This is a genomic window from Halolamina sp. C58, assembly GCF_051195095.1.
Classification (GTDB): Archaea; Halobacteriota; Halobacteria; order Halobacteriales; family Haloferacaceae; genus Halolamina.
On record NZ_JBNTJY010000002.1, the window covers coordinates 300,173 to 314,874 of the forward strand.

Consider the following 14,702-nt stretch of genomic DNA (forward strand, 5'->3'; position numbering starts at 1 on the left):
GCACACTTGTGTTCGGACGATAACTACGACAACGTAATGCGTATTCTTCGGGTCGCACCGTGGATTTACCCCGACACGAAGGGGGGTGGTGATTACCACGTCCACGCCATGTCGAGGGACCAAGCAAAGATGGGCCACGACGTGACTGTGCTCACGACGCGCGAGGACCCGTCGCTGCCGCGGATCGAGGAGACGCACGGGTACACAGTGATCCGTGTCTCTCCAGGTGTGACACTACTTGGAAACGACGTCTCGCCCGCGGTCGCGCGATACCTGTGGGGCGTCGGAAGTGACGACTTCGACGTAATGCACGCACACTCGCACTGCTACTTCGTCACGAACCTTGCGGCGCTAAAGCGGCGGCTCGGTGATGTTCCACTGGCGATTACGAACCACGGGCTGTACAGCCAGAATGCACCGAAGCGACTGTTCTCGCTGTACCTGAAGACGATCGGGCGGTGGACATTCAATCAGGCGGACGTGGTGTTCTGTTACACCGACGTGGACCGAAAGCGGGTACGGGATTTAGGCGTGAATTCGCGGATCGAGGTCGTTTCCAACGGAATCGACACCGAACGGTTCACGCCGGAGGGACCCGAGAGCGAGTTTATCGACGCCGATGGGGCCGTTGTGTTGTTCGTCGGGCGGTTTGCGGAGGGAAAGCGACCGTGGCTGGCGGTCGAGGCATTCGCGGAGGCTTTGGAGGAGTACCCGAACGCGGAACTGTACCTATGTGGCGAGGGGGCGTTACGCGATGATCTGGAAGCGCAGGTCAGGGATCTGGGGATCGGTGATTCAGTGACGTTCCTTGGACACGTTCCTTACGACGAGATGCCGAAGGTGTACCGGAGTGGGGACGTGTTGGTGTTGCCGAGTCGGGCGGAAGGGGTACCGAGGACAGTGTTGGAGGCAATAGCGAGTGGGGTGGAGATCGTAATGAGCGACTTAGAACAGGTTACATCGACAATCGGGAACCAAAGCCATATCATCGCCGCCAGCGGGGATGAATCGTTCACCGACGGGATGATCGGAGCGATTGGGGATTCGAGTGAACCGGCCAAGCAGGTCGTATCGGGCGATCATCAGTGGACCGACACGGTTGAGCACACGACTCAACATCTCCAATCGCTCGCCGAGAACAATTCATAAGTAATCGCTCTCCTCACATTGGGTGTATATGCGACCGAGCCCGGTAGAGATCATTAAGAGATCACTCCTGTATCGGGTCTTGACAACGGTCGCCGAGTGGGCCGAAAAGAGCTTTGTCGTACGAGCGCTGAACGACGAGCGCGTACTGGTAGGGATCCTCAGTTTGGGACTACTTGCCAGCCTTGTTCGGATACTTTCCTCGGGGCTACACGTGACCATCCAGTTCCTGAGTTTCGCGCTGCTTTTCGTCGTGCTCGCTGCGATTACATGGAACTACACCGAGCCACTGACGCACGAGTAGTTCCCAGCGATCGATTACGGGTGCAGCAACGATGATGAGGATGAATTCAAAAATGACTCGATGGCGAACACCCGTTCCGAAGTTGGAGTTGATCGCACCGTAGCCGGCGCTCCCCGTGAGGAAGACGACAACTAGGAGGACTGCAATCCGCTCGTCGAACTCGCATTCGTAGAGTGATCGAACTGCGCTGACGAAGAGAACGATTACGATCGGTGTCGCGGTGAACGTGAGCAAGTGGAATATCGACTCAACGTGAAGGGGAAATGGGGTGAACAGGAAGTAGAGAGCGCGGCCAGGAGCTGCGAGCAGAAAGTCGAACCACGAGTTGTACTGCATTCCGTCAAGGTAGACTGCGCCGCCCTTTGCACGGTAAGCGAGTTCCTCGTTGACACTCTCAAAGGAATAGAGCACTTCGGCGAACAGGCCGAATCCGATCGCACCGATACCACTAAGCACGATCGCTAATGACGGAATCGATAGCTCTAATTTTAGCGTTCGGATGAGGTCTACGCTACCGGCAGCACCGAACCCAATAAGCCCGATCAGTCCAAGTTCGGGTCGCAACAGAAAAATCATCCCCCACAGGGGAAGGATCGTTAGTCCCACAGCAATATCCCGTTCACGAAGCACGTACACTGCGAGCGCGAGAAATGAAATGAAACTGAAGACGGAGAGTGCGTCTCGCATTGGAAGGCTGAAAAAGAGGAAGGGAAGAGGGAGATAGAGAATTAATGCCATAATTCCGTAATTGTGCTCGGTCATCCACGGGTAGAGCGAACGGTATAGGTAGGCAGCTGGGATGTAAACGAGGACGGCGAAGAAGCCGTTGAATACTGCGGCGGTGGTCGGTTGTGAAGGGAAGAAGACGTAGAGTAGTCCTTGGACCGTGCCATAGGCGGTAACTGTTGAGGAGGCCGACACGAGGTTGCCGGATACAATTCCGGAGGCGACCGTATGGAATTGGCCAATATCCCACGTGTAGGGGAGCCGCGGAACAACGACAATCGAGACGAACAAATGACCAAAAAATGCCGGGAGAGCAGCGAGCTGATACAGGTGGTTTCCATACCATTTCGTGATTAAAAGGAGCAGAAACAGAGTGACCAGAACTGCCGTAGCGACCATACTGACTTTTGAGGATCAAACTGATAAAAAGCCCTCGTTCACTCAGAGAGATATCCGTCCGAAATCATTCGTCGGTGCCAGTGAGCGAAGACGTATACGTTCCAGAGAAACCATTCGTGATCACGCTGTCCACTCATATGTTGTTCGTGAATATCGAGAACGGCCCCGGTATCGATCTGTGTTGCGGTCGACTCAGCCACGACCGATCGAAAGTCATCAGCCAATTCATTCTTGAACCAGCTACCGATCGGCATATCGAATCCCTGTTTCGATCTAGAGAGGATTTCAGAGGGTAGTACGTCCTCAAAAGCGTGTTTCAGGATCCGTTTTCGGTTCTGTGCGGTGATCTTGTACTTTGTCGGGAGTCCAAGGGCGTATTCGACGACTGCCGTGTCGAGAAACGGAACGCGAACTTCCAAGGAGTTGTACATACTCGCCAGATCGACTTTCTGGAGCATCTGGTTCGGCAGCCCATGATACGTGTCGACTGCCATAATCCGGTCAAGGTCGCTTTCCCTTTGTTTCGGTAGCCACTCAGTGACGGTTTCGTGTTCGCCAGCGATCACGGACGATCCAGCGGCCGTCGGATCACAATTCACGTACGCAGAATCCGTGTTCTCCGAGTTCTTCCGCACCCACTGGAAGTGTCGCTGGCGGGCATCATCTACATCGGCATCAACGAACACCTGGCCCTTTCTGAGGAGTTCACCGATACGTGACTCTCTCGAAGCCGGAAGCCGGTTCACTGCTGGTTCGATCAGTGCCGATCGAATCGGGTCCGGTAGCTTCCGATACAGTTGAGAATAGTACTCCCCGCGATAGCGATTGTATCCCGCGAACAGTTCGTCCGCACCGTCTCCGGAGAGGGCGACCTTGACGTCTTGGCTCGTTTCGCGCGCGACAACATACGTCGGGATTAACGATGGGTCCGCGAAGGGTTCACCGAGCCGATCGAGGACCGACGGAATCACTTCGCGAACGTCATCGGAGGAAACCACGTACTCGGTATGGTCTGTATCGTGGTACTCGGCGACACTCCGGGCTATATCAGATTCGTCGTATCGGTCGTCCTCAAAGCCGACAGTGAAGGTCCGAACTGGATCCTCGGAGAGCTGAGACATTACTCCAGTAACGATCGAGGAGTCGATGCCGCCGCTCAGGAATGTCCCGAGCGGGACATCGCTCATCAACCGTTTCTCCACCGCGTCAGTGACGAGGCTTCGGAGAGTCGAACTCGCGTCGTCGAACGAGTCGTTGACAGCGTCGATAGACGGTTCGTAAAAACGGGTTTGTTTTATTCCCTCCCCGGAGATCGTGACCACTTCACCGGGACGAACCTTCCGAACGTTCTCGAACGCGGTTCTGGGTGCCGGCACGAATCCGAGCGAAAAGTACTCCGAGATCGCAGTCTCATCAAGTCCACCTTGGTCGACATCTGATCGGAGAAGTGACGGGAGTTCAGATGCGAACCCGATCCGATCGCCGTCATCGGCGAGAAGTAGCGGCTTGATACCGAGCGGGTCGCGAGCAAGGATCAGTCGCTCCTCGTCTCTGTCCCACAGCGCAAACGCGAACATTCCGTCAAGCCGTGAAACGAACGAAGGCCCATGTTCCTCATAGAGGTGTACGAGAACTTCTGTGTCTGTGTCCGTGGTGAAGGTGTGGCCGGCGGATTCCAGTTCCTCACGAAGTTCTAGATAACTGTAAATTTCTCCGTTGAAGATGACGACGACGGACCGGTCCTCGTTTTCTATCGGCTGATCTCCCATATCGAGTCCAACGATACTGAGCCTACTGTGTGCGAAACCAAGTAGATCGTCGAGAAAGTAATCCTCGCTGTCGGGACCTCGATGACGCTGGCACGCATTCATCGACTCCAGTTCGGTTTTCGAGGGAGGATCGTGGGCGGCGTAGACACCAGAGATTCCACACATTACTGGGTTCAAAGTGATCAATATATAAGAGAATGTCCGTTTAGATAGTGTAAAAGCATGTACTATTTTGCATGTTTTGAATATCCATATCGAAAGATGGAAATTTAGTTGTTAGGATGTGAATTATTTACCCTCTATGAATTATATAGAATTTGGTATAATTTCAGATATGATTCTGCCATCTGCTCTATGTCAAATAATTCTTTTGCCCGAATATATCCAGCCTTTCCGTACTGTTCCAGATCGTCTTTTGAACTCATCTCTTCAAGCAGTTGTGTGAGTTCCCCCATGTCACTTGCTGGATACAAATATCCAGTCTCCCCCTCAATGATAAGTTCACGGACTCCAGGTATATTCGTTGCAATAATCGGTAATGAAGATGCCATTGCCTCAATAAGGGTAACTGGCATTCCTTCTGAATATGATGAAGAAACAAAAACATCTGAGAGTTTGTAATATGGTTCCACGTTTTCAACCCGACCAGTTATGTGAACTGTATCTTCTACACCTAATCGTTTAACATTTGAAATGAGTTTTTCTTCTAATTGTCCATGTCCAACAATCATCAACCTACAGTTATTAGTCTGTGAAGATGCGAAACTCTGTATCAAATCTTTCTGACCTTTGTCTGGAGCGTACCGGCCAACAGTTAGAAACACTCTTTCGTTACTACTTATATCGTACCGCTCCCGGATATTATCAATATTAGCAGAATTAACTGATTTTTTAAACTTATCCACATTTATTCCATTATATATTGTGGACCATCCTCTTTGTGGATTGTTCGGTTCGTGGGTAGTCCCTGTAAAAGCGCGTTCAACACCACACGATACTGCAACTGTTGCGTCATCTAGTGGCCGTGTAAGTCGTTCTCCTACTCGTGTCACGATATGGTAATTGGAGGGCATATTATGCTGTGTACTTACTACTATGACGTCCTCCTTCACTTGGGCAGCAAGACGTCCCAATGTCTGTGAGTACGGGAGATGAAGATGAATAACGTCAAAATCGCGATCTCCAAGAAGTTGTACAAGACGGTATGCTGAGCGTGGATCAAATCGAAAGTTTTCATCAAGAGAGTGAACCTCAGCACCAACCGATTCAAGATCTGAGCGTAATGATTCATCGCCACCGAAATGGACCACTTCGAAGCTTGGTTCTTCCAACTCATCAATCAAATCTACTAATAAATTCTCTGCTCCGCCGTATGAGAGTGAATTTATTATAAAACAAACTCGCAGGTCCTTACACATAGTCCAGACCAAGAAGTGATGATACTTATGTCGACTGAATCTAATTCGAATCGCTCTAGATGATCCTCCGGATAAAGCCGCTGCTCAGATAAGCATGAAGGGTGAGCGGTGTGATTTATAGTGAGCTATGCAAGAAATTGACCGCCTCAAGCGAACTACCGGCTGTTTCGAGTTAGAATTTATCTAGCGAGAGGCGTCATCGGAGTGTGCGATGAAGCTCGGGATTCGACTCTATTTAGCGGAGTTCTTATAGTCAAATAATGTCGCAGAGCTTTATCGATTGGGTGTAAATCGGTTCGTTCCCCCATTCATAACTGGGTGCAGAAGGCCGGCCTAAAGCCCATCAAGAGCCCAGATCAAGTTGCAGTTGACGAGATTGTGATGCAGATCAATGATCAACAGACTGGCTGTACGTTGCGGTCAATCCCGGCACGAGCGAATTTTTCCCTAGAATCTCACAAAATCTCAGTCTTTCCGAGATCTTCCTCGGCAAGCTACGCGAGAAACACGACATCAAAGACGCCGTATTTCTCATCGATGGCCCGCAGTAGCTTCAAGAAGCCTGTCGCCGCCACGGACCCCGATTCCAACACGTTACACACGGGAATCGGAACGCCATCGAACGCTTGTGTAAACAACTCAAACGCCGAACCAACCAGTTCGCCACCTACTTCTGAAACATCGAGCCAACAGCCGCCGAATCCCGACTTCTCGCAGAAGCCTTCTGTCAAAATCAGCTAATCTGAAGAGTACCCAACAGCCACCGCAAGTTTTTCAATAACATATTTCATTATCATAGTAGATGACGGAGCCGTTAGTCTCCGCTGTTATTCCGTCGTACAACCGCCCTGAACGGACACAACGGGCAATCAATTCGGTCAGGGACCAAACGTACGGAAATATCGAACTAATTGTAGTGGATGACGGGTCGGATACCCCCGTTTCAGAAGTCATTAATGCGCCACAAAATATTCCGTACGAGTTTATCAGACATAATACAAACAAGGGGGCTAATATAGCTCGTACGACGGGTATTGAAGCTGCAGATGGCGATTACATCGCGTTTTTAGATTCTGACGATGAGTGGAGATCCAAAAAAATAACCAAACAGATTGATGCTATCAATTCAGGTGACGCAGAAGCAGCGTATACGACTGTTAAAAACGTTGATTCCGACGGCGAATTGATTCAGCTGGACCAGGCTATGTACAGCGGTGATATCCAAACAAAATTACTTAGATATAATGTTGTTGGTACGTTCTCGTCACTATTGATTTCTTCTTCAGTCGTTAACAAGATTGGCTACCCTGATCCTGACCTTGCGTGTTGGCAGGATTGGGAGTGGTACCTTCGATTAAGCGACGTTATCAAGTTCGTCCCTATTCAGGAACCATTAACAATCCGTCACATAGAAGGAGGTCATATCAGCAAGACGTTTGGTCCTGATCGAGAAGTTGCGTATCAAACTCTTAAGCAACGACTCAAAGATCGCGCTGAGTCAGTTGACGAGGCGCAGGTAGCTATCGCACATCTCAAATACCGGTTCGCATATATTGCGTTGACTAATAACGAGTTCACCACGGCACGACGATATATTCTCCAAGCGATTCGTGCGTATCCATGGAATCTGAGTTTCTATAAACATTTTGTAGTTGCTGGACCTCATTATTCAGTTGCTAAAAAGGTGAGAAGAAAGGTGGTACAGATGGTAAGTCGATATTGGCCTTTCGTCTCGGACCGATAGAGATCACATGCTTGTCACTCTTTGAAAAGACACGCTGTTTGCTGACGATCGTCACGAGACACAGAACGTTCTTTTTTGTACCCGGCATTCCTATTGTTGGTGACTCGGCCATTTAATCAATTCTCTTCCGTATATTCGGTGCTAACAGGAGAATTAGTTACACATTAAAATTTATAGGATTAGAATTGTGTTAAATGCTCGATTAGAATCGACGAATACTTTATATCTCATTAGCTTTTAACGGCAATAGAATGTCCCCAACTTCTAATTTAGGAGAACAACTGCGCTATATGCGATCTCGGTTCTATTCTGGCAGAGTTCGTCAGGCCATCCGTAAAACGGGGTTAAACAGACTCCTCTCGAAGCCATACTGGCAACTCGTGTATGCCCTTTCTGAAAAAACACAAACACATGAAATTGCTAATCGATCAATAGACTTTCGAACCGATACGTTCTCCGAGTTTATGCGTTTTCGCGATCTCGCTGGCGAACGTTCGGTCGTTAAAGATCTACTGAAAAATCTCGATTCGGACGATATTTTCTACGATATCGGTGCGAACGTTGGAACCTACACTTGCTTTGCTGCCGCCGAGCTCGGCCCGGGAAGAACGGTCGCGTTCGAGCCTGAACCGGAAAACGTAGATGCACTACAGAAAAATCTCGAAATAAACGGTCTTGGCGCTGAAATCGTCCAGGTCGCACTGTCTAACACCAACGGTACTGTCGATCTCGCTCTCACAGGTAACGAGGCTGGTGAGGGTGAGCACTCTATTGTAACCGACGATAACGGGCAGACTATTGAAGTCGAGACTATCAGGGGTGACTTGGTAATCAAAAAACGTGGACTCCCGAAACCAACAGTCATCAAGATTGATGTTGAGGGTGCCGAATTGGAAGTGCTTCGTGGTTTATCCTCCACAATCCAAGAAAGCTGTCGATATATCTATTGTGAGATTCACGATGATAAACTAGATGGCTTTGATCAAACTAGATCAGACGTTGAGTCTCTTCTTACAGACCTTGGATTCCAAATCCGACGAATTGATGAACGAGGTGATGAGTACTTCTTACTGGGAGAAAAATCAGTTTAGACCTCAGTATTCGTTATTTTATTAAAAATTGTCTTTACTTCATCACTATCAATTGCTCCAGTAGTGATACATAGTCCTGCGAATATGAGGAACCCTATTGGTGGAATAATAACTAGAGATATTATATCACTTAGAATTAATCTATCAAATATATATATGATAGTACTAGAAGTGACGGAGACGATTATGATTCGAAAGAGTCGGAGATCTGCAATTGGATTAAACCCAATTTCTTGGGCACTCATTATATGTAAAAATATCATAGAAAGATAGCTGATACTGGTTGATACCCCTGCACCGAAAATCCCGTATTTAGGGATAAGTACTGCGTTGAGTACGAGATTTATGAGAGAGGCAATTCCGGTCGCCAGAATGAGTGCTCGAAGCCTTCCATTACCTTGCCCAATAGCGTAGATCGGCTTTGCAACCGCAAATCCAATAACCCCGGGTAATAATATTAATAATGGACCAATAGAACGGTTAAACTCTGAACCAAAATAAATGGGTATTAGTGAATCCGCTAGGGCTCCGAGCCCAATCGCAAGCAATAGAGAGAGAAGTAGAGTGTAACGAGTAGCTATTGATGCCAACTCAGTTATCCTCTGGATCTGGCCATTTTCCCAAAGTTCTGACGTTGAATGGACAAAAACTGCGTGAATTGCAGTCGGTGCGAACCAGAGAAATTCAGCAATCTGGAGTGACGCTTTATATATACCTGTTTCTGTACTTCCTGTAAGGACTCTCAACAGGATGATATCTGTATGATAGAGAGACGCAGTTAATAAGATCAGTGCGGTAGATGCTAAATTATACCGCAGTATTCGATCCATAGATATTTTCGAATATCCAGTAAAAGAAAACACGGCCCTTTTCAAGTCTAACTTGTTTCGTAGTGCCCAAATACCGAGTAAACCAGAAAGGAATCCAGCAAGTACATGGGCAAAAAGTAAGCCAAGAACACCGAAGCCAGTAAGTAATAAACCTATTCCAACTGCTGAAAGAATGATTTTCCTAATAGCATTTAGTCCCTCTGCATAATGTTCAAGATTATAGCCCATTAGTGAACTCCAAGAAATGCCATAAATCTGATTCCCAAGCAAAACAATTGCTAATATCAACATGTATTTGTCCATAGGATGTCCTATGAACCCTACTTTCTGCAATATAGTGACTACGAGAACAATGATAATCGCAGATATAATTATTAGAGCAATTCCTATATGTACATATACTCCGAATACAGCTGTAACCCACCTTTTATCTTCAATATTCTCTGAAAGGTATTTTCGGAGGCTAGTTCGTATGCTCGTTACGATAAATATGCTCAATATGGATAGGACGGACAGAACAAATGAGTAATCGCCATAATCTGTAGGCCCAAGTAATCTCACAATTACGGGTGTAGTTACTATGGATATCAGGAGAATAGCTACTTTTCCAGAAAGAACAGATAGAACTCCTCTGAAAATATCTCTGTTCACAGGAGTCATTAACCGGGGGAGGGATATAACAACTTATATTCTCCCAGGAATACAGGTATCGTGTGATGGTGAACTCTATAACCCATGTCTGAAACCCGCCCTAATGTTTTATGTATTTCTATTGATAGTCTTAGAATGGATTTCTGCTCGGTATTTAATTCTGAAGAAGCGACAACACCGAACCTAGAATCACTGGCTAGTTCCGGAGCGGTGTTCCCATTCGCCATTTCACCCTCAACGTGGACGCTACAAGTTCATGCTTCAATATTCACCGGTCTCTACCCACCGGAGCATCAAGTATTTGATAAAGACCGGGTATTGGGTGATGTTCCTACGCTCCCTGAAAAGATGAGTGATACTGGGTACGACACTAAATCGTTTGGCTACAACGGGTGGCTTGAGGCTGGAGATATCCTCAGAGGATTTGACCATACGTCTTCATCACCTCCTCATAGAGGTTTAGAAAATAAACTTCGGAAAGCCAGTTTCACGCACACTCCCAGAGACAAACTCACAATAAGAAATTGTATCAATGAAATTAAAGATTCGACAAGGCCATTCTGCCATTTTATTCATCTAAACAATACACATTATCCATATATACCTACAAATCCAAAACACAAAGAATTCACTAATATCGCAACTCCTCGTCTGACATATAACTTATTAAAACAACGTCAACTGTATAACAACCGTGCTAAGATCTATACCGGTGATTTCTGGCCCGACGAATCAACTGTAAATACCGCAAAAAATCTGTATCGAGGTACAATAAAACAAGCTGACGAAATGGTAAATCATCTATTAGAAACACTTTCAGAAGAGAGCCTCCTAAAAGAAACTATTATAATAATCTTCGGAGATCATGGAGATAGTTTTGGAGAAGATGGGATATTTGGACATCAGTATTCCGTCTCCGATTCGATTATTAGAGTTCCACTAATTATTCGAGATCCAACAAATGTCTTGGCACAGGGTAATCATTCGGATATAGTCCAATTAAACGATCTTTTTCCCACTATTTTGGACCTCTGTGGAATAGAACCTCCGGAAACAAACAGTCACTCTCTGACAAACAAGAACTCTCGAGAGACTGCATTCACTTACTACAGTGTCCCCGAATCATTTGTAGAACGAATTAGTTCTGACGTTGATATAGACGAATTACCGCCTAAGCGTCAGTACGCTGCCTGGCAATCGCCAGAAAAAAAGATCATCCACTATCCTGATGAGGACACATGGAGTGGGCCTGCTTCTAAGAATGAGACATTCCGCTCGAAGTTAATTAAGCATCAATCTAACCTCAACCCGGTTGATGTATCTAATGATGATGAACTAAATGAAAATGTACTTCAAAATTTGAAAGATATGGGATATATATAGACAACTATTCACGTGCATGAATATTCCGTTGAGGTGCGGCTCCGCACTTCGGTGCCGATGTAACTCGTCCGGATTCGCTCATGACCCCCGCACCAGCGGCTCGTACCACACTCTATTCGCCTCGTACCACTCAATGAATTCCCCAACGCCCTCCGCGATCGTCCGCGATGGTTCGTACCCAATCAGCTCCCGGGCCTTCGCCACCGAGGCGTGCGTGTGCTCGGCGTCGGCCTCGCGAGCTGACTCGTACTTGATCGCCAACTCGGGCGCGAGCTGATCACGCACCGTTTCGGCCAACTCTTGGATGGAGATGTTGTCCGAACTTCCGATGTTCAACACCTCTCCATCGGCCGCGTCTGACTCCAACAAGGTCCGGTTCGCGTCCACCACATCCGCCACATAGGTGAAATCGCGTGTCTGTTGTCCGTCGCCGTAAATCACCGGCGCCTCTCCGTTCACACACCGCGAGACGAAGTTAGAGATCGCCATATTCGGCCGCATCCGCGGACCATACACGGTAAAGTACCGCAGACAGACGGTCGGCAAACAGTGAAGCTCTGTGTACACCCGCGCCATGTGCTCCTGCGCCAACTTCGTCACGCCATAGGGACTCACCGGCTCAGTCGGGTGATTTTCCTCATACGGTAACGACTTGGGCTTGCCGTACACTGACGATGAACTCGCGAGGATCACCCGGTCCACATCCGCTTCCTTCGACGCTTCAAGGAGGTTAACCGTCCCGTCGACATTAATGTCGGTCACCTTCCGAGGATTGTCCACGCTCTCTCGCACGCCAGCCTGCGCGGCCTGATGGACAACTACATCAACGTCGTCAACGACCTCTCGGACCGTCTCAGGGTTCCGAACATCGCCCTCAACAAACCGATAATTGGCGTCGCTCTCGCTCGCCACCTCACGATGGACATCAAGCGTATGGCGCTTGATTCCCTCAGCGTAGAACGGTTCGAAGTTGTCGATGACGCGAACATCGTGACCGTCTTCGAGGAAGGACTCGGCGAGATGACCGCCGATAAATCCAGCCCCTCCCGTCACGAGAATCTGCATACAGGCTTTTTCGAAGACTAACACAAAACTCGCGCGATTCTTTCGTCATCTGCGGAGGCAACGATGTCGTCAAGGGAGTATACACCCCAGCGTATCACCGACTGCCACGTTTTGTCCATTCTCTCGACTGACTATAAATACATCCATGCACTCAACTACGACCCCGAGGTCGACTTCCGGGGAGGTCTGAAGCGAACCATCCCCTACTACCGCAACGACTGACACCCCGTTCCGGAAGCGTTTTGCCACTCTGCCGAGCAGTCGCAACCAACATGAACGGTGATCGCCTCTATGGAACTCCTTGACGACGACGGCAACCTCTTCGGCGTCGTCAACGTCGTCGACGCCCTCGTCGTCCTGCTCGTGCTCGCCGTCGTCGCCGCCGGCGCAGCATTCGTCCTCCAGCCCGCACCCGAAGAACCGGACGTCGAAACGACCCACGTAACTCTCGACCTCGGCACCCAGCCGGACTACCTCGTCTCGGCCATCAACGAGGGCGATAGCCATAACGCGGGCGGGGAGAGCAAGCTCACGATCACCGACGTCCACCTCACGCCGCAGGGGGACCAGACCCGAGTCATCGTCCGCGCGGAGCTCCACGGGCTCGCTAGCGGCGACAGCATCGACTACGCGAACGCTCCCCCGCGCCTCGGCCGCGCGCTCGACATCTCCACAGCTACCTACCAAGTCGGCGGACGCATCCGCGCCATCGGGCAGAACGACACCCTCTCGACCGATCGAACGACGGTCGTCCTCAGCGACACCATGTCGGCCGCCAACGCCGATGAAGTGACACAGGGCGACGAGATCCAGCTCGCCGGCCGCACCGTTGCGACCGTGGAGGACGTCGCCGTCTACGCGACCGACGACTCCACCCAGCGCCGCGTCATCGCCGAAGCCACCCTAGAGACGTACACGCAGTTCGGCGAACGCCGCTTCGGCAACACGCCCGTCAAGCCCGGTCAGACGGTCACCCTCCCGGCGAGCGACTACACCCTGGACGGCCAGATCGACCGCGTCGGTGCCGGCCTCGAACGCGGGAGCGCCGACGTGCTGATCGAGGACGTCGTCGACGTCGAGACAGCGGACCGCATCACCGAGGGCGACGTGGCCACGGTTGCGGGCCACGACACGGCGACGGTCGAGTCGGTCACCAGCTACGCGACGCAGAACCCCGACCGGAAGCGCGTCGCCGTCGGCCTCTCACTGGAGACGCTGACCCAGGGCGAGCGCGAGCGGTTCGGGACCACGCCGGTCCAGCGCGGGAACGCCATCACCGCCGACTTCGGGAGCTACGAACTCGGCGGGACGATCGAGCGCGTCGGCGCGCTCGAGCCCCGCGGCGCCGTCACCACACGGACGGTCACACTCCAGATGTACGAGGTGCGCGAGGATCTCGCCGACGCCATCCAGCCCGGGATGGCCGAACGCTCGGACGGAGAGACCATCGCCCGCGTCACCGACGTCGAGACCGAGCCCTCCGTCATCATCACCACCGGCGAGAACGGAGAGGTCCACGTCGTCGACCACCCGTACAACCGGAAGGTGACGATCACGGCCGAGCTCCGGGTCCGCGAGACGACGTCCGGGCTCACGTTCAAGGGCGAGTCGCTCCGACAGGGCACGACGGTCGTCATCGACCTCGGCACCATCACCGTCGAGGCGACGGTCGTCGGCGTCGGCGGCTAACCCGCCGTCCCGTTTCCAGTACCGAAACCGACATACTCCTCCTGCCGAACTAGCAAAGTAGATGGCCGAGAACTCGCGGCTCCCCGACTCGCTCGCCTCCCGCCTGGAGCGAGTCGACCGCGTGATCGACAACTCCAGCGTCGTCGGCGCCGTGCAGACGATCGCCGACCGAACCGCGACGTTCGTCCGCAACTCCTGGCTCTACGGCTGGCTCACTGCCGAACCCGAGCCGGAGGTGATCGTCATCGACCTCCGCGAGACGTGGACCGTCGGCCCGTTCATCGAGATCCTCGACTGGGCGATCGAGACGGCGACGCCGTGGTACCGCGAATCGACGCTCAAACGCGGCGTTGACGCAGTCGTCGCCCTGGGCGAACGCGCTGCCGAGACTCGTGCCGGCGAACTCCTGATCGCGCTGCTCGAACCGCCGGAGCCACCTGAAGATCGGGAGAAACCGGAAGACGACGACCGGACCGAGAAGTAGCAG

Annotated in this window: 11 protein-coding genes and 1 pseudogene; 7 read left to right on the plus strand and 5 right to left on the minus strand. The window is 50.8% G+C overall.

What is annotated here, in order from left to right:
• The first annotated feature begins 36 nt into the window (after positions 1 to 36).
• Positions 37 to 1,149, plus strand: coding sequence for a glycosyltransferase family 4 protein (locus ACQUSM_RS12050; protein ID WP_435119706.1), 1,113 nt, complete (start codon positions 37 to 39; stop codon positions 1,147 to 1,149).
• Between the two features lie 205 nt (positions 1,150 to 1,354).
• Here the strand turns inward: ACQUSM_RS12050 and ACQUSM_RS12055 are convergent, their stop codons facing one another.
• From ACQUSM_RS12055 to ACQUSM_RS12065, 3 genes are all read right to left on the minus strand, one after another.
• Positions 1,355 to 2,575 (minus strand): hypothetical protein, encoded by a 1,221-nt coding sequence (locus ACQUSM_RS12055; protein WP_435118881.1) that lies wholly within the window; start codon positions 2,573 to 2,575, stop codon positions 1,355 to 1,357.
• A gap of 38 nt (positions 2,576 to 2,613) precedes the next feature.
• Positions 2,614 to 4,509: an asparagine synthase (glutamine-hydrolyzing) gene (gene asnB / locus ACQUSM_RS12060; RefSeq protein ID WP_435118883.1), complete on the minus strand. Its 1,896-nt coding sequence runs from the start codon at positions 4,507 to 4,509 to the stop codon at positions 2,614 to 2,616.
• A gap of 134 nt (positions 4,510 to 4,643) precedes the next feature.
• A complete protein-coding gene (locus tag ACQUSM_RS12065; RefSeq protein WP_435118885.1) occupies positions 4,644 to 5,762 on the minus strand; it encodes a glycosyltransferase in 1,119 nt (372 codons plus the stop codon).
• Positions 5,763 to 5,889: 127 nt separating this feature from the next.
• Between ACQUSM_RS12065 and ACQUSM_RS12070 the strand changes: the two are divergent.
• The 3 genes and pseudogenes from ACQUSM_RS12070 (at position 5,890) to ACQUSM_RS12080 (ending at position 8,597) form a co-directional block, all read left to right on the plus strand.
• Positions 5,890 to 6,508, plus strand: a pseudogene (locus ACQUSM_RS12070) (IS6 family transposase).
• A 56-nt stretch (positions 6,509 to 6,564) separates the two neighbouring features.
• Positions 6,565 to 7,506, plus strand: a complete 942-nt coding sequence (locus ACQUSM_RS12075; protein ID WP_435118887.1) for a glycosyltransferase family 2 protein — start codon at positions 6,565 to 6,567, stop codon at positions 7,504 to 7,506.
• A gap of 251 nt (positions 7,507 to 7,757) precedes the next feature.
• A complete protein-coding gene (locus tag ACQUSM_RS12080) occupies positions 7,758 to 8,597 on the plus strand; it encodes an FkbM family methyltransferase (RefSeq protein WP_435118889.1) in 840 nt (279 codons plus the stop codon).
• Here the strand turns inward: ACQUSM_RS12080 and ACQUSM_RS12085 are convergent.
• Positions 8,594 to 10,087: an oligosaccharide flippase family protein gene (locus ACQUSM_RS12085; protein ID WP_435118891.1), complete on the minus strand. Its 1,494-nt coding sequence runs from the start codon at positions 10,085 to 10,087 to the stop codon at positions 8,594 to 8,596. The genes ACQUSM_RS12080 and ACQUSM_RS12085 overlap by 4 nt on opposite strands.
• Before the next feature lie 75 nt (positions 10,088 to 10,162).
• Here ACQUSM_RS12085 and ACQUSM_RS12090 point away from each other — a divergent pair, with 75 nt between their 5' ends.
• Positions 10,163 to 11,461 (plus strand): sulfatase, encoded by a 1,299-nt coding sequence (locus tag ACQUSM_RS12090; RefSeq protein ID WP_435118892.1) that lies wholly within the window; start codon positions 10,163 to 10,165, stop codon positions 11,459 to 11,461.
• Between the two features lie 78 nt (positions 11,462 to 11,539).
• Here ACQUSM_RS12090 and ACQUSM_RS12095 read toward each other — a convergent pair whose 3' ends face one another.
• Positions 11,540 to 12,526, minus strand: a complete 987-nt coding sequence (locus ACQUSM_RS12095) for a GDP-mannose 4,6-dehydratase (protein ID WP_435118894.1) — start codon at positions 12,524 to 12,526, stop codon at positions 11,540 to 11,542.
• Positions 12,527 to 12,817: 291 nt separating this feature from the next.
• Here ACQUSM_RS12095 and ACQUSM_RS12100 point away from each other — a divergent pair, with 291 nt between their 5' ends.
• Both ACQUSM_RS12100 and ACQUSM_RS12105 read left to right on the plus strand, forming a co-directional pair.
• Positions 12,818 to 14,215, plus strand: a complete 1,398-nt coding sequence (locus ACQUSM_RS12100; protein ID WP_435118895.1) for a DUF4330 domain-containing protein — start codon at positions 12,818 to 12,820, stop codon at positions 14,213 to 14,215.
• A 61-nt stretch (positions 14,216 to 14,276) separates the two neighbouring features.
• The gene (locus ACQUSM_RS12105) at positions 14,277 to 14,699 is read left to right on the plus strand and encodes a hypothetical protein (RefSeq protein ID WP_435118897.1); all 423 of its coding nucleotides are present in this window, start codon (positions 14,277 to 14,279) and stop codon (positions 14,697 to 14,699) included.
• The last annotated feature ends 3 nt before the right edge of the window (positions 14,700 to 14,702 follow it).

Bases quoted from the DNA above. Each gene is read 5' to 3' on its own strand.
- ACQUSM_RS12050 (WP_435119706.1), top strand. From the start codon at position 37: ATGCGTATTCTTCGGGTCGCACCGTGGATTTACCCCGACACGAAGGGG.
- ACQUSM_RS12055 (WP_435118881.1), bottom strand. From the start codon at position 2,575: ATGGTCGCTACGGCAGTTCTGGTCACTCTGTTTCTGCTCCTTTTAATC.
- asnB (WP_435118883.1), bottom strand. From the start codon at position 4,509: ATGTGTGGAATCTCTGGTGTCTACGCCGCCCACGATCCTCCCTCGAAA.
- ACQUSM_RS12065 (WP_435118885.1), bottom strand. From the start codon at position 5,762: ATGTGTAAGGACCTGCGAGTTTGTTTTATAATAAATTCACTCTCATAC.
- ACQUSM_RS12075 (WP_435118887.1), top strand. From the start codon at position 6,565: ATGACGGAGCCGTTAGTCTCCGCTGTTATTCCGTCGTACAACCGCCCT.
- ACQUSM_RS12080 (WP_435118889.1), top strand. From the start codon at position 7,758: ATGTCCCCAACTTCTAATTTAGGAGAACAACTGCGCTATATGCGATCT.
- ACQUSM_RS12085 (WP_435118891.1), bottom strand. From the start codon at position 10,087: ATGACTCCTGTGAACAGAGATATTTTCAGAGGAGTTCTATCTGTTCTT.
- ACQUSM_RS12090 (WP_435118892.1), top strand. From the start codon at position 10,163: ATGTCTGAAACCCGCCCTAATGTTTTATGTATTTCTATTGATAGTCTT.
- ACQUSM_RS12095 (WP_435118894.1), bottom strand. From the start codon at position 12,526: ATGCAGATTCTCGTGACGGGAGGGGCTGGATTTATCGGCGGTCATCTC.
- ACQUSM_RS12100 (WP_435118895.1), top strand. From the start codon at position 12,818: ATGGAACTCCTTGACGACGACGGCAACCTCTTCGGCGTCGTCAACGTC.
- ACQUSM_RS12105 (WP_435118897.1), top strand. From the start codon at position 14,277: ATGGCCGAGAACTCGCGGCTCCCCGACTCGCTCGCCTCCCGCCTGGAG.